Origin of the sequence: Enterococcus casseliflavus, assembly GCF_029215545.1 — a bacterium.
Classification (GTDB): Bacteria; Bacillota; Bacilli; order Lactobacillales; family Enterococcaceae; genus Enterococcus_D; species Enterococcus_D casseliflavus.
This window is the reverse complement of the sequence record NZ_CP119393.1, coordinates 1,762,910-1,779,750: the sequence shown is the minus strand read 5'-3', so window position 1 is coordinate 1,779,750 and position 16,841 is coordinate 1,762,910. Positions and strand designations below refer to the sequence as shown.

15 protein-coding genes are annotated in these 16,841 nt (G+C 43.9%); 1 reads left to right on the top strand and 14 read right to left on the bottom strand.

Annotated features, from left to right (window positions below):
- Position 1: 1 nt before the first annotated feature.
- The 10 genes from P0G38_RS08615 to P0G38_RS08570 all read right to left on the bottom strand — a co-directional run bounded on the left by P0G38_RS08615 (position 2) and on the right by P0G38_RS08570 (position 9,376).
- Positions 2–1,285, bottom strand: a complete 1,284-nt coding sequence (locus P0G38_RS08615) for a dihydroorotase (RefSeq protein WP_275855129.1) — start codon at positions 1,283–1,285, stop codon at positions 2–4.
- Positions 1,286–1,321: 36 nt separating this feature from the next.
- Positions 1,322–2,248: an aspartate carbamoyltransferase catalytic subunit gene (locus tag P0G38_RS08610; protein ID WP_015509726.1), complete on the bottom strand. Its 927-nt coding sequence runs from the start codon at positions 2,246–2,248 to the stop codon at positions 1,322–1,324.
- A 47-nt stretch (positions 2,249–2,295) separates the two neighbouring features.
- Positions 2,296–3,576, bottom strand: coding sequence for a solute carrier family 23 protein (locus P0G38_RS08605; protein ID WP_005226119.1), 1,281 nt, complete (start codon positions 3,574–3,576; stop codon positions 2,296–2,298).
- 19 nt (positions 3,577–3,595) lie between these two features.
- On the bottom strand, positions 3,596–4,132 hold the full coding sequence (pyrR, locus tag P0G38_RS08600; protein ID WP_005231374.1) for a bifunctional pyr operon transcriptional regulator/uracil phosphoribosyltransferase PyrR: 537 nt from the start codon (positions 4,130–4,132) through the stop codon (positions 3,596–3,598).
- Positions 4,133–4,375: 243 nt separating this feature from the next.
- A complete protein-coding gene (locus tag P0G38_RS08595) occupies positions 4,376–5,284 on the bottom strand; it encodes an RluA family pseudouridine synthase (protein WP_005226121.1) in 909 nt (302 codons plus the stop codon).
- Entirely contained in the window at positions 5,268–5,753 is a 486-nt protein-coding gene (gene lspA, locus P0G38_RS08590) for a signal peptidase II (protein ID WP_005226122.1), read from the bottom strand. Before lspA ends, P0G38_RS08595 begins: the two co-directional genes overlap by 17 nt.
- Positions 5,750–6,457, bottom strand: a complete 708-nt coding sequence (locus P0G38_RS08585) for a CBS domain-containing protein (RefSeq protein ID WP_005226123.1) — start codon at positions 6,455–6,457, stop codon at positions 5,750–5,752. Before P0G38_RS08585 ends, lspA begins: the two co-directional genes overlap by 4 nt.
- Complete coding sequence (locus P0G38_RS08580; protein WP_074933801.1) at positions 6,450–6,857, bottom strand: hypothetical protein; 408 nt, start codon at positions 6,855–6,857, stop codon at positions 6,450–6,452. The genes P0G38_RS08585 and P0G38_RS08580 overlap by 8 nt, the downstream gene beginning before the upstream one ends.
- A gap of 228 nt (positions 6,858–7,085) precedes the next feature.
- Positions 7,086–8,756, bottom strand: coding sequence for a formate--tetrahydrofolate ligase (locus P0G38_RS08575; RefSeq protein ID WP_275855123.1), 1,671 nt, complete (start codon positions 8,754–8,756; stop codon positions 7,086–7,088).
- 209 nt (positions 8,757–8,965) lie between these two features.
- A complete protein-coding gene (locus P0G38_RS08570; RefSeq protein ID WP_275855121.1) occupies positions 8,966–9,376 on the bottom strand; it encodes an EbsA family protein in 411 nt (136 codons plus the stop codon).
- 65 nt (positions 9,377–9,441) lie between these two features.
- Between P0G38_RS08570 and P0G38_RS08565 the strand changes: the two genes are divergently transcribed.
- The gene (locus P0G38_RS08565; RefSeq protein ID WP_005226128.1) at positions 9,442–9,858 is read left to right on the top strand and encodes a ribonuclease HI family protein; all 417 of its coding nucleotides are present in this window, start codon (positions 9,442–9,444) and stop codon (positions 9,856–9,858) included.
- Here P0G38_RS08565 and cls read toward each other — a convergent pair.
- The 4 genes from cls to P0G38_RS08545 form a co-directional block, all read right to left on the bottom strand.
- Positions 9,838–11,304: a cardiolipin synthase gene (cls, locus tag P0G38_RS08560; RefSeq protein WP_015509734.1), complete on the bottom strand. Its 1,467-nt coding sequence runs from the start codon at positions 11,302–11,304 to the stop codon at positions 9,838–9,840. The two genes, P0G38_RS08565 and cls, sit on opposite strands and share 21 nt — an antisense overlap.
- A gap of 24 nt (positions 11,305–11,328) precedes the next feature.
- Positions 11,329–12,471: a cation diffusion facilitator family transporter gene (locus P0G38_RS08555; protein ID WP_060791946.1), complete on the bottom strand. Its 1,143-nt coding sequence runs from the start codon at positions 12,469–12,471 to the stop codon at positions 11,329–11,331.
- 277 nt (positions 12,472–12,748) lie between these two features.
- Complete coding sequence (alaS, locus tag P0G38_RS08550) at positions 12,749–15,391, bottom strand: alanine--tRNA ligase (protein ID WP_015509736.1); 2,643 nt, start codon at positions 15,389–15,391, stop codon at positions 12,749–12,751.
- Positions 15,392–15,742: 351 nt separating this feature from the next.
- Positions 15,743–16,795 carry a DUF7278 family profilin-like fold-containing protein gene (locus tag P0G38_RS08545; protein WP_005226132.1) on the bottom strand — a complete coding sequence of 351 codons (1,053 nt, stop codon included), beginning with the start codon at positions 16,793–16,795 and terminating at the stop codon, positions 15,743–15,745.
- Between the last annotated feature and the right edge of the window lie 46 nt (positions 16,796–16,841).

The window sequence follows — 16,841 nt, the reverse complement described above, 5'->3', positions numbered from 1 at the left end:
ATTATTGCCCACCTTTTTGCCATACTGTTTTACCATTTACAAATGTATAACTCGTATCCCCATATAACGTCCATCCACCGAAAGGCGTATTGACTCCTTTTGATAGGAATTGCTTAGGATCCACGTTATAAGCTGATTCTAAGTCAAAAATTGCCAGGTCGGCTTTGTCTCCGACCATCATCGTTCCAGCACTTAGACCAAAGAGCGACGCTGGTTTCACGGTCATCCAATCCACTAGCTGCTGCAAAGTAAAGCGTCCTGTTTTCACAAAATGAGTGTACAACAATTGGAAGGCATATTCTGATCCGACGATGCCAAAGGGTGCTTTTAAAAAGCTTTGCATTTTTTCTTCATAGCCATGTGGGGCATGATCCGTCGCGATACAATCGATCGTGCCATCCAACAGACCTTCGATCAACGCTTCACGGTCTTCTTGCCCACGTAACGGTGGGTTCATTTTCCAAAAGCCTTCATCGGCAGGAATATCTTCATCGATGAGAAGCAAATGGTGGGGAGAAACTTCAGCTGTCACATGGATACCAGCTTTTTTGGCATCTCGGATCACTCGAACACTTTCTTTGGTCGAGACATGGCAGACATGGTAATGAGCACCCGTTGCTTCCGCCAAAAGTACATCACGAGCGATTTGAGAAGCTTCCGTTACACTCAAGATCCCCGGTAGTCCAAGTTCTTCTGCTTTTTTACCAGCATGCATCACGCCGCCAAAGAGTAAGGAATCATCTTCTGTATGGGCAACCAATGCCAAGTCATTTTCGGCGGCTTGCTTCATTGCCAAATACATTGTGCCAGCAGTCTGAACCCCGACACCGTCATTTGTTAAGGCAAATGCCCCCGCGGCTTTCATTCCAGCTGCATCCGTCAACGTTTCGCTGCGCAAGTTTTCGGTGATCGGGGCGTATTGTAAGACCTTGATTGATGCATCTGCGTTGATTTTTTCGTAAACAGCTGCTAATTTTTCTTGTGTATCAGGAACTGGGTCAAGGTTTGGCATTGCGCAAACTGTCGTAAACCCGCCACGAGCTGCTGCCATGCTGCCCGTTTCGATTGTTTCTTTGTATTCAAAGCCCGGTTCTCTGAAGTGTACATGAACATCCACTAAACCTGGTGTGATCAATTGCTCTTTGGCATCGATGACTTCGTCAAAATCTGTTTCGGAAAATGCTGTACCGATCCCGCGAATGATTCCGTCTTCGATCCAAATTGCTGCAGGAACACAGTGATTGTCTTTTTTGATGATTTTACCGTTTTTAATGAGTGTTTTCATGTAAACTTCCTCCTCTAATTCATTCCTTTTTGCCTGTTAGGCCTTACCGTTCAACACCGCTTCAAGAATTGCCATTCGAACAAAGACGCCATTGGACATCTGGGTGATGATGCGCGAGCGTAAGCTTTCAACTAAGGCATCAGCTAACTCCACATCGCGATTGACTGGTGCTGGGTGCATAATGATCGCATGCTCTTTCATTCTTGCGGCGCGTTCGACGGTCAACCCGTGATTTTTTAAGTATTCTTCTTTTGAAAAGCTTTCCGTTCCATCATGGCGCTCGTGCTGGACACGAAGCATCATCATGACATCGACTTCTTCGACCAATTCGTCGAGTGGCATCCAGTGACCGTATACTTCAAATTCTTCGTCATACCATTCCTTTGGACCTGAGAAGAAGACTTTCGCGCCGAGACGCTTCAACATTTGCATGTTTGATTTTGCGACCCGTGAGTGGGTGATGTCGCCTACGATTGCGACTTTCAAGTCGTCAAAGTGCCCGAACTCTTCATAGATTGTCATCAGATCTAGCAAACATTGCGTTGGGTGTTGGCCGCTGCCGTCCCCGCCATTGATGATACTGCACTGGATCGTTTTGCTTTGGATCAAAGAGTCGTAGTAGTTTTCATCGCCGTGGCGAATGACCGCAACGTCTACACCTAAAGCCGACATCGTCAAGACCGTGTCATACAAGGTCTCGCCTTTTTGAACAGAGCTGGTGGAGGCTTCAAATTCGATTACTTCGATCCCTAGTTTTTTCTCAGCAACATCGAAGCTTTTGTGGGTTCTGGTACTGTTCTCAAAAAAGAGATTTGTTGCGAAATATTGTTCTTTTTGGGGCATCCATTTCGCCCCTCTTTTGAATTCTTGTCCTCTGCGGATGAGTCCCATCACTTCACGGTCTGTCAATGCTTCGACCGTCAAAAGATGCTTTAAGCTGATTCTTTCGGATTGAATAATCATGAATGAATTCCTCCTTTGATTCTGTTTAAACGATGAGTTGTCACAAGTTATTTTTCTTCGCTGCGAGAGCTGTCAGGTAAAATAAGATTCAAGAAGATTCCTAGGACAGTTGCTAACGCCATTGCGGATAAGGTGAAGGTCCCGACCGTGAAGACAAGCCCGCCGATTCCTACCACAAGGATCACTGACGCAATGATCAAATTCTTTTTACGATCAAAATCGATTTTATTGTCGATCAAAATTTTTAACCCGCTGGCAGCGATGACGCCAAAGAGCAGGAAGCTGATCCCTGAGATGACTGGACCAGGAATACTTAAGATCAATGCGCTTAGTTTTCCAACGAAGCCTAGTACGATGGCTAGAATTGCCGCACCACCGATGACGAACACGCTGTGGACGCGTGTAATGGCTAAAACCCCGATGTTTTCTCCGTAACTTGTCACTGGGGGTCCCCCAACGAGACCGGCTGCGATTTGAGCAAAACCATCGCCCAAAAGTGTTCGGTTCAAGCCTGGCTCTTCAAAAAAGTTCCGCTTGGTTAATTTGTTCAAGACCATCAGATGACCGATGTGTTCGGTCATGGTAACAAAAGCGATCGGCGCCATCGTCGTGATCGCATTCAGATACAGTTTTGGTTCATAGTTAATGAAGGGAATCTCGAAGCTCGGCATGCCAAACCAGTTGGCGTCAATGATGGGCTGTACATCGACGATTCCCGCTGCTAAGGCGATCAAGTATCCGCCCACGATCCCCAGAAGGATCGGAATCAGTCCTAAGAACCCTCGCAGAAACATATTGAAGAAAATCGTTAATCCTAAGGTAGCCAACGCTACCAGAATGTACTTGAAATCGTAGACTGAGTCATTGTACATCGCATTCTGAGCTGCGTTAGCGGCTAACCCTAATCCAATCACCATAATCACAGGACCGACAATGATCGGTGGTAAGATCTTATCCAACCAAGCAGCACCTGCACGTTTAATGATCATCGAAACGATCACGTAGACCAACCCAGTCGTGATGGCGCCTTGTGCGATAGCTGGGTAGCCGTCAGATTTCATCAGCATCTGCATCGCTGCGATAAACGCAAAGCTGCTGCCTAGATACGCTGGAATCTTCCCTTTCGTCGTAACCAAGTAAACCAATGTTCCAATACCTGAACTAACTAATGCGATGCTGGGGTTGATCCCAACGAGGATCGGAACTAAAACGGTTGCCCCAAACATCGTGAAAAGATGTTGTAAGCTTAGGCCTAACCAAGGCAGTGCTTTGGGCCGATCTTTGATGTCTAAAACTGCGTCTGGATTACGAAATTCTTGCTTCTGCATGTTGCTGTCACTCTTCTTCCTAGTCGTTTTCTTTATTGATCATGATCCGGTCAGAACCATCTGATTCTTCCATCTCCACGATAATTTCTTCACTTAAAGCAGTTGGAATATTTTTTCCAACAAAATCTGCCCGAATCGGCAGTTCACGATGACCGCGGTCAACTAAAACGGCGAGTGAGATTCTTTTTGGTCGACCAATATCCATGATTGCATCCAAAGCTGCCCGAATCGTCCGTCCTGTAAACAAGACATCATCGATCAAGATGACTTCTTTGCCATCAATGGCAGTCGGGATGTCTGATGAATGGATCTCTGGATCATCTTCTGTCTTTTTGTCATCTCGGTACAAGGTGATGTCCAATTCACCGACAGGTACTTCTACGCCTTCTAGTTGTTTTAAACGTTCTGCTATTCGTTGCGCGATATAGATGCCGCGGGTTTTGATCCCTACCAGCACCAAGTTATCAATGCCGCGATTTCTTTCAATAATTTCATAGGTGATCCGCGTTAACGCTCGTTTCATTGTTACTGCATCTACTACTTCTTTCGCTGCCATATGTTATTCCCTCCTAATTTTGAACATAAAAAAACTCCTACCTGCTTGAGGTAGGAGTCATGTTTTCCGATCGTTGCCTAAAATCCCATTCTGTGGATTTTGGGTACACGTTATCATCTAGTAAGGGTTCGAATCTCCAACGCGGGAGTCGTCTGCTTACTCATTCCTTCTTAGCCTCACGGGACTACATTTAAAGGAGCTATTTAGTTGTTACAATTACTATACAGTTCTCACACAAAAAAATCAATCATTTTTTCGCAATTTTTTTAACGTGTCGGCGAACAGCTCTGGTAATGGCGCTTCAAAGACTAGCGACTCGCCTGTTGTTGGGTGGGTGAAGCCTAGAAGCTTGGCATGTAAAAACTGCCCATTGCCTTTTAGCGTGCGTTTAGGTCCATATAGCGGATCGCCAGCTAGCGGAAAACCGATGTACTGCATGTGGACTCTTATTTGATGGGTTCTTCCTGTTTCCAGCTGTAGTTCTACTAAGGTGAACTGCTCGAAGCGCTCCAACACGGTGAAGTGAGTGACAGCGGGTTTGCCATTTTCGATCACGGCTTGCATTTTGCGATTGACTTTTGATCGACCGATTGGTGCATTGATGGTGCCTTTTTCGTGGCTGATCGTACCATGAACCAATGCTACGTACTTGCGTAACGATGTTTTGTCTTTCAATTGTTTCGCTAACGACTCATGTGCCTGATCATTTTTGGCGATCATTAACAGACCCGACGTATCTTTGTCGATTCGATGAACGATTCCTGGCCGAACAACATCATTGATCGTGGATAAATCATCCATATGGTACAATAACGCATTAACCAAGGTGCCATTTGGATGCCCAGCGGATGGATGAACCACCATCCCTTGCGGTTTGTTGATGACTGCCACATCAGCATCTTGATAGACGATCGTCAAAGGAATATTTTCTGGTTGTAAGTCTACAACTTCAGGTTCTGGTACTTGGATGATCAAGTGATCACCTGCTTTTACCTTATAATTTGCCCGAACCGTTTCGCCCTTCAATGTGACCGCATCTTCTTTTAGCCACTGCTGGATTTGTGACCGACTATGATTTGGCAAGCGTTCAGCCAACACTTTGTCGACCCGCCCTTTTTCTTCTTTAATGATTACTTCAATTTGCTTTTCCATTTGATTCTCCTTGTTTCCCTTTTGCTTCGTCATCTACCAGTGCATAAATAAAAATCAAGATCACCCCGAACACTAATGACATATCAGCGATATTGAAAATTGGGAAATTGATAAAATCAAGCTGGAACATATCGACCACAAAGCCATGCTGCAACCGATCGATAAAATTACCGATCGCCCCACCTAGAACAAACGCAAGTCCGAAACGAAACCATAGACTGCTTTTTTGGTAGCGAAACAATAGGTAAACAACAACAGCAACCGCGATAACCGTGATGATCGCAAAAAAGGTGATTTTTCCTTCTAGAATACTCCAAGCTGCGCCCGTATTCTGAAGATAGGTCAGGGACAACACATTGTCGATCAGAGAATGTGTTTCACCCAGTTGATAATTGGCAACGATCCAAATTTTCAGCCATTGATCCAAGCCAATGACAACAGCACTTAACAAAAAAAACAACGCGATCATAAATTTTCCACTCTTTCTTCTTTAAAAATATCTCGCGGACGGATGATGCCCAAGAGATTTCCATTCGGATTTTTATCCTTGGTGATCAAAACCGCCTCAAGCAGGGCATTTTTTTGAAACAATTCTTCCACTTCTACGATGGTCGTTTCAGCCGACACGAAACAATAATTCGATCGTTTCCCATCTCCTGCTAATAATTCATCTGCCGTTCTGCCTGCCAACTTGATTTCACCATGGAGGCTTTCTTTCGCTAACCAGTATCCCAGCATCCGCAAGGTGATCAAGCCCAAAAATCGACCATTATCATAGATCGGAAATTGTGAATAGCGCTTTTGGGCAACGATTTTCAATAACTCTGGTAATGGCAGGTGCTTTTCAAAACCAGTCACTCGTTTCGCAAAACGCGGCATGACTTTTTCAGGTGCCAGCAAGGAGCGTTCAATTTCTTGGATGCGATTGACAACCCATTCATTCGGTTCCGCAATGACAAAGTTTTCTCCGATTTTTTCATGTACGATGGCATTGCGCAGCTGAGCCATTTGTAATAGATCATCTTCTGCTCTTCTGACATTGATATTTTTGCTTTTTGACAAGCGACGAACCATTTCAGAAAAACCCATATTCCGCGGATTATCCAATTCGTCACGAAGCCGCTTTTCAATTCGATTGAAACTGCTCAAAAATTGATCTGCACCACTAGCCATGAGGAACCTCCTTGATAAGATACGCTTTTTTTAAATAAATCAAAATAAAGACAAAATATGCCACTAAATACACACCGACAAAAAGCAACGAGTAAAGGGAGATGGATAATAAGCCCAATACCCCCATCATGAGAAAAAGGCTTAAATAAAAGCCGATATATATTCTTTTAAGCGCAGGATTCATCACGACCTCCAGCTTGAGCGCTGATTGGCCTTTTGGTAACTGAAAAGGCTGACTTTCTAAAAAAAACATGCGCACACGAATCGGCGTCTGCTCAGCTAGCCCCAAAAAAATCGTTTGCTGATGATTGATGGCAGCGATTCTTTTTTTTCCTTGCATGACCTCCAAGGGACTGCCCATTCCATAAAAACCAGTCCTCCTAGTTAGTTGTAGCTCCATTGACAAAGATCACCTCAATTGGTTAAGTATACTTGATTATCAAAAGAAAGAAAATAGACATTTGCTTGCTTCCTTGATTATTATAACAAGAAACCCTACTTTTATCTTCCATCACGTCTAATGAACGAGAAAAAGACGAATGCCGCTTGCACCCGTCCTTTCAAATCATCTCTTTCCGTTTTTCCGTTTCAAATGCCGCGAATGCCTTCTTTGTTTGTGATAGCTCTTTTAGAAAAGACCGATCGCTTGGCCATCAGAAGTCACGTCCATATTGATGGCGGCAGGTTTCTTCGGTAATCCTGGCATCGTCATCACGGCACCTGTCAAGGCTACGATAAAGCCAGCCCCTAATTTTGGCACGAATTCGCGAATCGTTACTGTAAAGTCATCTGGTGCGCCCAATCGCTTTGGATCATCACTGAAGGAATACTGGGTTTTTGCCATACAGATCGGCAGCTGATCCCAGCCTTGTTCTTTGAAGCTTTGCAACTGTGCCTTGGCTTTCGGCGCAAACTCAACCTCTGCCCCGCCATAGATTTCCCGCACGATCAAAGAAGCTTTATCCGCTAAAGGCAAATCGTCGGTATACAAGCGTTGATAGTTGGCAGGTTTTTCCTCGATTACTTGAACCACTGCTTTTGCTAGATCCGTTCCACCTGCACCACCGTCTGCCCAAACGGCTGTCCGTGCGATGGGGACGTCGATTTGCTGGCACATGGTTTCGACTAATGTTCGCTCCGCTTCGGTGTCTTGTGAGAACTCATTAAGCGCAACGACAACTGGAATCCCGTATTTACGCATGTTTTCAACATGTCGCTTTAAATTACTGAAGCCTAACTCTAATGCTTTTAAGTTTTCTGTCCCTAAATCAGCCACAGCGACCCCACCATGCATCTTCAGTGCTCTGATCGTCGCTACTACTACGATCGCATCTGGTGCCTTTGATAAGTTCGGTGTTTTGATATCAAGAAATTTCTCTGCCCCTAAGTCAGCACCAAACCCAGCTTCGGTCACCGTGTATTCGCCTAAGTGCAAAGCCGTCTCGGTTGCGATGACACTATTACACCCATGAGCGATATTTGCAAAAGGTCCGCCATGGATCAGCGCAGGGGTTCCTTCAATCGTTTGAACAAGATTCGGTTTGAGGGCATCTTTTAAAAGTAAGGCTAAAGCACCTTGGACCGCCAGATCTTTTACGTAAATCGGTTGTTTCTCAAAAGAATAACCAATTAAAATCTTTCCTAATCGCTCTTTTAAATTATCAATGCTTGTTGCCAAGCACAAAATCGCCATGATTTCACTAGCAACGGTGATGTCAAAACCGTCTTCTCGGGGAACGCCTTGTAACGGTCCCCCTAGACCGACGATCACTTGTCGTAACGCTCGATCATTCAAATCGACAACCCGTTTCCATGTGACCCGACGTCCGTCGATCCCCAACTCATTGCCTTGCTGGATATGGTTATCGATCAATGCAGACAAGGCATTGTTTGCTGCTGTGATCGCATGCATATCGCCAGTGAAGTGTAAGTTGATGTCCTCCATCGGCAACACTTGTGCTTTGCCGCCGCCGGTGGCGCCGCCTTTGATGCCCATTACTGGTCCTAAAGATGGCTCACGTAAGGCGATGACGGTTTGCTTGCCGATTTGATTTAACGCATCTGCAAGTCCAATGGTCACGGTTGACTTGCCTTCTCCAGCGGGTGTCGGACTGATCGCTGTGACTAAAATGAGTTTACCCAGCGGATTGTTTGCTTTTTCGTTGATTGCCGACCATTCGATTTTTGCTTTATATTTGCCATAAAGTTCCAGGTCATCGCCTGTCAAACCAAGTGGTTCAGCAATTTCAATAATCGGTTTAGGCATTGATTCTTGTGCAATTTCGATATCTGATTTCATTTTTACCCTCAATTCACGAACTATTTAGCACTTTAAAATGTATTTTGTTTGCTATGCTCTTATTATACTTGATTTTATTCAGAAAGAAAGAGAGATTTTTCACACTTTTACAAGAAGTTTCACGAATCCTTTATGTAAACAAAAAACAACGTCCCTCCTAAGGCTGTAACGCCAAAAGGAGTGACCGTTGCTTTCTAGATTCCTATGAATTACTCGTTGGTTTTGACCTGCACCCTTTTTTCAGGAATTTTTTCTTGAAAAAAAGTTTCTAACCATGCCACATCTTTTTTACGCAACGTGAAGGTATACGTTTTTTGATGATCGGTAATGCTTATTAAACGGTTTATAATTTGCCATTTTTCTATCTCAGGTAAAGAAATAAGGCTTTTCTTCCATAAGCGCGCATAGCGAATCAGGAGCAAATCATTCCTGATGAGCATGATTCGGTGAATCCCTAACCATACAAAAAAGAAAAAGACGGCTAAAACGAGGTTGCTTTTCCAATAAGGTCTGGTATTTTCTAACGAAAGAATCAAACTGATAAATAATATCATCATAGTAAACGACCAATAAATGATCGCTGTAGCAGCTTCCGGTTGCCAATACAATTTACGCTTCATAAAAGTTCCTCACAACATAAAATTTCTAGTATACTATCTTTATCATATCAAAAAAGGGTGAGACAATGTTAAAAGTTTATCTTGATGCTTCCACGAAAGGCAACCCCGGCCCTAGTGGCGGTGGAATCGTCATTGTCGGTACTGATCTGCATGAACAAATTGCGTTTCCGCTACCTGATTCAACCAACCACCAAGCAGAGTTCGCTGTGATGGTCAACGCGTTGCAGCTGCTGATTGACAAAGGTTTACAGGAACAGACAATTATGCTCTATACCGACAGCAAAGTCGTTGCGCAGACCATCGACAAGAATTATACCAAAAACCCTGCTTTTTCTGATTATTTAACAGAAATTCAATACTTGTTGAAACAGTTCGCTTTAGCAATCATCCAATGGGTCCCTGAGAGTCAAAACAAAGGTGCCGACCATTTGGCACGCCAAGGATTAGCAAAAGCGATGAAATTAAAGGATCGGAGACAATAACCGAGAGAAGTTTTGTTTGAAGCGCAACCAGTAAGATTGCTTCGCCAAAATTTCATCCGTCAGTAATGTTGATTGTGCCATATCTTCTTCAAAGAAGCCTTTCAACGTTTGCGTGACATCGTGATCGTAGGCGAAGGCATTGACTTCAAAATTCAAGGCATAACTCCGAATGTCTTGATTCGTCGTCCCAAAGGAACTAATGGTATCATCCATCATGACCGTCTTCGCATGGAGGAAACCATTGTTATAGATGTAGATTTTTGCACCACGGCGATGCAAGTAATTGGCATAATGCTGTGTTGCCCGATAAATGAATGGGTGATCAGGCATACATGGAATCATGATTCGGACGTCTACACCTGAGTGGATGGCAATTTCCAATGCGTTCATCATACTGTCATCAGGAATCAAATAAGGCGTTTGAATCCAAATCGATTCTTTGGCAGCTAAAATCATTTTTACAAAACCGCCTTTGAGAATTTGGGTCTCACTTTCCGGCCCATCAGCAACGATCTGCAAATCAACATTTCCAGAGCGCTCTTTCGGCGGTAGAATAAAGTAGCGATCCTCGTATTCCAGCTGATCCTCTTCTCTTTTTACAGATGCGTTCCAGTCACGAATAAAAATCTCTTGTAGTGTAAAACTGGCAGTACCTACGATTCTCGCATGGGTGTCTCGCCAATAGCCAAATTTGGCCTTTTTCCCTAAATACTGATCGCCGACATTAAAGCCGCCAGTCCATCCGATTTGACCGTCGATCACAACGATTTTTCGATGTAGATGGTAGTTCAATCGTGTGTTGCGGATTAGGTTCTTCGAAGTGATGAAAGGCACGACTTTTCCACCGGCATCAATCAACGGTTGAAAGAATTTCCGATTGGCCTTCGGTGACCCCCATGGATCATAGACCAAACGCACTTCAACACCTTCACGGGCTTTATCGATCAAGATTGACAAGAATTGGCCACCGATCTCATCATTAAAAAACGAATAATACTCCACATGCAGATTATCTTCTGCTTGCTTCATGTCCTCAAACAATGCTGCAAATTTTTCTTTTCCATCTGTATAAAATTCTACTTTGTTTCCTTTCGTCAAGGGCGATTCATCAAGGTTCTTAAAATAGCGCTCTAATAGATGATTGTCATCTGAGTAAGGATGTTCAGGAAAAGAATAATTGTGCACTTTGATGATTTGATTCAACTCATTGATCCTACTTTGGTGGTGCTCACTAAATTTATAAATAATTTCTCCGTCGATCCCCCGACCACAAAACAAGTACAACAAGAACCCGATGCCGGGGATGAATACCAACGTCATCATCCAAGCAAAGACACTTGCAATCGAGCGTGGTTTCCGAAAAACAGTAATAAAGGCAGCGATCGTATTAATAAACAAAAGTGCCAATAATACTGTGGAAATCATGCTCATATCCATTTTTATCATAGTTTCCTCCTATATCCTGTAACCCTATAATAGGTAACTGTGATCGAAAGCAAGCTTCAATTCATAGTCCCCTAGTGTTTCTTTGATTTTTTGTTTCAGCATTTCTTCGATTTCTTGATCACTATACGCCGATTTTGCGGGAATCACTAAATCAAAAGCCAACAGATCTCCTTTGACCTGAAAATCATGCATCCGTAACTGTGGGTCAACGAAGCGAATGATCTTTGACACTTCTTTTTTTAAATGCCGATACTGCTGATCTTGAATTGGTACGGGATCAAGATGACAGACCAGGTCGACCTTTAAAGATTGGCGAAAATCTTGTTCAATCGCATCAATCACCTCATGCGCTTCTCGTAAAGACCACGTTTCATCCACTTCGATATGCACACTGGCAAAGCGATTTTTCGGTCCATAATTATGAACCAGTAAATCATGGTAACCGAGAATCGTCGGATAGTGATCCAAGCGTTGCTCCATGGCAGCTACTTCTTCTTGGGTTGGGCGTGCCCCTAATAATTCGTTGATAAAGGAACGAATCATTTTGATTCCGCTAATCAAAATATACAAGGCAATCAGACAGCCGACAAAGCCATCGATACGTAGGCCAGTCAGCCACTCGATCGTCGCTGAAAACAAAACTGCCCCCGTTGTATACACATCGTTGAGACTGTCTTGTCCGCTGGCTTTAAGTGTTTGAGAGCCGATCAGGTTCGCCAGTTTACGGTACATCGCTCCCTGCCAGATTTTGATCAAAATCGATAAGACCAAAACGATAAACAATAGTGGGGAAAGACGGATACTCGTCGGTTCCATGATGCGTTGCACAGAGCTGATGAGAAATTGGCCGCCAACAAACGTGATGATCAAAGATACGACAAACCCACTGATGGCTTCAAATCGCTCATGACCATATGGATGTTCACTGTCGGCTGGTTTCGCAGAGATCCGAAAACCGATCAATGTTAAAATAGACGAAGCGGTATCTGAAAGACTGTTGATGGCATCTGCCATAATCGAAACAGACTGGGCAGATAAACCAATGATAAATTTCCCAGCAAATAATAGTAGGTTGGAAAGCAACCCGAGGCTACCTGCTAACTTCCCGATGGCTGTACGTTCGTAGACACCATTTTTTTTGCTGCGATTTAAAAAAAAGTTTAGCAAATCATCACCCTCTCAAAAAACCATCTTTCTTATTTTACCCCGAAGGAATTCAATTAAACAACTATTCGTATCGTTTTTTCGAAAAAAAAGCGAATTCCCTTCAATTATCAAACGCATTTTCAGATAACACGTAGGAAAAAAGGAAAAAGATAACGGAAGGGTCTCCCCCTCCGTCATCTTCGTTCAAAAAAGGAATGTGTTAAAGACCTACGCTCCTCTTTCACCTATCTTCTTAGAAGGAAAGGAACTCGCGGGTACAGATTCAACCATAGTGTGCTTACTTGGCAGCTAACCACGCTGCTGCTGTCTCAAGTGCTGCTGCGATTCCTTCTGGATTCTTCCCGCCGGCTTGTGCCATATCAGGACGGCCGCCACCGCCGCCGCCAACTTTAGGTGCGATCTCTTTGATCAAATCGCCTGCTTTCAATCCTTTTTCGTTGGCTGCTTTGTTCATGGCAGCTAAAAGATTCACTTTGCCATCATTCGCGGTAGCTAACACTAAAATATCAGAATGGTCTTTTTGTTTCCATTGGTCAGCTAGTTGACGTAATTGGTTCATGTCCTTTACAGTCACTTTTGCTGTGATCAGACGCAGACCATTTACTTCTTTGACATCCTTGAAAACATCCCCTGCTTGCTGGTTTGCTAACTTGCTGGCAAGAGCTTCGTTTTCTTTTTGCAATTCACGCAGCTGCGCTTGCAGTTGTTCTGTTTTCGCAACGACTTCTTTTAATTGGGCGGATTTAACGATCCCTGCAATTGCTTTTAATTGCGCTTCTTCTTCATGCAATAACGTATAAGCTTCTTGACTAGTCACTGCTTCGATCCGACGAACACCAGCACCGATCCCTGATTCAGAAACGATTTTGAAAATACCGATATCCTCCGTATTTGCTACATGGGTTCCCCCGCATAATTCGATCGACCAATCGGCAACATTGACGACGCGAACGTCATGCCCATATTTTTCACCAAAGAGTGCCATCGCTCCCATGCCTTTTGCGGTATCGATATCCGTTTCGATCGTCACAACAGGAAGAGCTTCCCAAATTTTCTGGTTGACGATTTGTTCCATTTGGCTCAGCTCTTCGCTGGTCACTTGCCCAAAATGACTAAAGTCAAAGCGCAAATGTCCTGGAGCAACTAATGAACCTGCTTGGTTCGCATGGCTGCCTAATACTTCTTTTAAGGCTTTATGCAATAAGTGAGTCGCCGTATGATTTTTAATGATCTTATTGCGACGATGCTGATCCACTTGTAAGAAATAGTTCACGCCTTCTTTTAGTGGCGCTTTGATTGTAGCAGTATGCAAGAACTGACCGTTCGGTGCTTTTTTGACATCCGTCACTTCCGCTACAATCGTACCATCTTCTGCTACGATCGTGCCTGTATCCGCAACTTGTCCACCCATTTCTGCGTAAAATGGTGTTTCGGCAAAAATCAGTTTTGCTTCACCTGTCGAAACAGAATCATGTAACGCTTCGTCTTGGATGATCACTAATAATTCGCTGTTTGCTTCAAGTGAATCATAGCCAACGAAACGGCTGTCTACTTTGATATCTGTCAATAAAGCGGATTGTACGCCCATTGAAAGCTCCGTTTGTCGAGCCGCACGAGCGCGGGCACGTTGTGCATCCATTTCTTGTTCAAACCCTTGGTGGTCCACTTTCAACCCTTCGTCTTCCGCCACTTCTTCTGTCAATTCAACTGGGAAGCCGTAAGTGTCATACAATTTGAAAATATCTTGACCAGCTAACGTATCTTGACCGTCTGCTTTTACTTGGGCGATCACTTGATTTAAAATATCTAACCCTTCATTGATCGTTTCATGGAAACGTTCTTCCTCGTTGCGGATCACTTTCTCAATAAATTCTTGCTGTTCTAGTACTTCAGGATAGTAGCTTTCCATGATCTCGCCAACGATCGGTACTAATTTGTATAAGAAGGCAGTATCGATCCCTAATTTTTTCCCATGCATGACAGCACGACGTAATAAACGACGTAAAACATAGCCACGGCCTTCATTTGAAGGAAGTGCCCCATCGCCGATCGCAAAAGAAAGCGCGCGGATATGGTCTGCAATCACTTTAAAGGAGATATCTGTCGTTTTGCTGTCGCCGTAGTTCACACGACCGCTTAAATCTGCCACTGCATTAATGATCGGCAGAAACAAGTCTGTTTCAAAATTGGTTGGTGCATTTTGAACGATGGAAACCATTCGTTCCAGCCCCATCCCCGTATCAATGTTTTTATGTGGTAGTGGTTCATAGGAGCCATCTGGTTGATGATTGAATTCTGAAAAGACCAGATTCCAGATTTCCAAATAGCGTTCATTTTCGCCACCAGGGTAGTTTTCGGGATCATCTTCCGCTACGTCATTAAACTCAGGACCACGGTCATAGAAAATCTCTGAATCCGGTCCACAAGGTCCTGCACCGATGTCCCAAAAGTTGTCTTCAATCTCAACGATATGCTCTGGTGGTAAGCCGACTTCTTCTGCCCAAATCCGTTTTGCTTCTGTGTCTTTTGGATAAACCGTGACATATAATTTGTCTGGATCAAAAGCCATCCATTCTGGTGAGGTCAAAAACTCCCATGCCCAATGGATCGCCTCATTTTTGAAGTAATCGCCGATTGAAAAGTTGCCTAGCATTTCAAACATCGTATGATGTCTTGCTGTTTTCCCAACGTTTTCAATGTCGTTAGTCCGAATCGATTTTTGCGCATTGGTAATTCTTGGGTTTTCAGGAACAACACTGCCATCAAAATATTTTTTTAGCGTTGCCACCCCTGAATTGATCCATAACAGGGTTGGATCGTTGACTGGAACAAGGGACGCACTCGGCTCGATGGAATGTCCTTTTGATTGAAAGAAGTCCAAAAACATTTGGCGTACTTCTGCACTGGATAATTGTTTCACGTTATTCTCCTACTTTCTTCTGTGTTCGCTTAAGATACAGGGGCTGACAAAATTGCTGGTAAGGCGCTCTTATTCCTGTAGAGTCATTTTGACGATAAAAAAACACCATTGCAGAGCAAGGACGTCGATACGCGGTACCACCTTGCTTGCAATGATGTGACTCATTACCTCTTAGACTCGTTAACGCGGAGTGGACGGCAACATTTCTGCTGCAGTTGAGCACCAAAGGGAGCAATCCGTCCGAATTCATGTTTTTCTCTCAGCAATGAAAAACTTTCTGTAATGAATCATCAAACCGACCATATCCTTCGTCATTCAAAGTATAAGGAAATGTTTCGAAAAAGTCAATCCTCAAATCCGTTCTTTGTTGATCAGAATCGCTTTGCGGTAACGATAGCTCTGGGGAGAAAGCTTTTGATCTGGCTGCAGCATTTTCCGTGAACGGTAATAACTGGCATATGGCAAGGCATCGAATAAAGGATGCCCACAAATCTGCCAGTTCTCCATTTTTAAAGACAAGCCATCTGTCAGCTCCCACGCATCCGCAAGCCCATAGGTGCAGCCAAATAAATTCGGTTCAAGCAATTCAGCGGTTGACAAAGAGACACCATCGTCGCAGGACTTTTCATTGCCCCAGCGAAAAAGTCGCCGAGTCGCAGCACCGCAAACGTATTCCCATTGATCCTCTGATAGCAGCTGAAAGCCTTGTTTGTCTAACTGCTGTTTCAATTCTGTTTGACTGACGGATTCGTGGGTAAATAACTGATAGGTTTCCGATAACGGCTCGAGTGCAGCAAAATAGCGATTCTCTTCGTGGTAAAAAGCGGGTAATTCCCAACGCAAGCTTTCCTCAAAGGACGCTGGTGCTGTGAATTGTGCCTTTAGCTCTTTTTCGAAAACACTGAATTGATCGACTAACCCGTGAAACTCCCCAGTGATTGTATTTAACTGCCCGATATACCTTGCGCCAGCAGGCAGAGAACTTTTTTGGACTAGCATAGGATCAATCACAGCTTTGCGCAAAGGGCTCGTAGACTCATTGACAAAAATCCCCCAATCCTGGCTGGTTTCTAACTCATAGATTGTTTCCAGCTGGCGAATGATCTCGTTGGGTGGTGACTGCCAATTTTTACTCCAGCAAGTAGCTGGTAATCCTTGCACACCGAGATCCCAACCTAAGATCGCCTCAGAGTTCCCTGGTATAAAGACAAAGTCTTCGCCATCGATCGTTAATTCAAAGGTAGCACATTTCAACCCTGCATACGTCAACTGACTAAAATGGACATCGGTGATCTCCTTTAAAGGACTGACAAAATACATTAAAATTTGCTGGATCAGCTGTTCTTTGATTTCAAAGGACAGTGTCTTCCAATTTGACCATTGTAACGCCTCAAAAAAATCCACGTCATTTCTCCTCTCATCTGCTACAATTACTCTATAACGAGTATAC

Bases quoted from the DNA above. Each gene is read 5' to 3' on its own strand.
- P0G38_RS08615 (WP_275855129.1), bottom strand. From the start codon at position 1,285: ATGAAAACACTCATTAAAAACGGTAAAATCATCAAAAAAGACAATCAC.
- P0G38_RS08610 (WP_015509726.1), bottom strand. From the start codon at position 2,248: ATGATTATTCAATCCGAAAGAATCAGCTTAAAGCATCTTTTGACGGTC.
- P0G38_RS08605 (WP_005226119.1), bottom strand. From the start codon at position 3,576: ATGCAGAAGCAAGAATTTCGTAATCCAGACGCAGTTTTAGACATCAAA.
- pyrR (WP_005231374.1), bottom strand. From the start codon at position 4,132: ATGGCAGCGAAAGAAGTAGTAGATGCAGTAACAATGAAACGAGCGTTA.
- P0G38_RS08595 (WP_005226121.1), bottom strand. From the start codon at position 5,284: ATGGAAAAGCAAATTGAAGTAATCATTAAAGAAGAAAAAGGGCGGGTC.
- lspA (WP_005226122.1), bottom strand. From the start codon at position 5,753: ATGATCGCGTTGTTTTTTTTGTTAAGTGCTGTTGTCATTGGCTTGGAT.
- P0G38_RS08585 (WP_005226123.1), bottom strand. From the start codon at position 6,457: ATGGCTAGTGGTGCAGATCAATTTTTGAGCAGTTTCAATCGAATTGAA.
- P0G38_RS08580 (WP_074933801.1), bottom strand. From the start codon at position 6,857: ATGGAGCTACAACTAACTAGGAGGACTGGTTTTTATGGAATGGGCAGT.
- P0G38_RS08575 (WP_275855123.1), bottom strand. From the start codon at position 8,756: ATGAAATCAGATATCGAAATTGCACAAGAATCAATGCCTAAACCGATT.
- P0G38_RS08570 (WP_275855121.1), bottom strand. From the start codon at position 9,376: ATGAAGCGTAAATTGTATTGGCAACCGGAAGCTGCTACAGCGATCATT.
- P0G38_RS08565 (WP_005226128.1), top strand. From the start codon at position 9,442: ATGTTAAAAGTTTATCTTGATGCTTCCACGAAAGGCAACCCCGGCCCT.
- cls (WP_015509734.1), bottom strand. From the start codon at position 11,304: ATGATAAAAATGGATATGAGCATGATTTCCACAGTATTATTGGCACTT.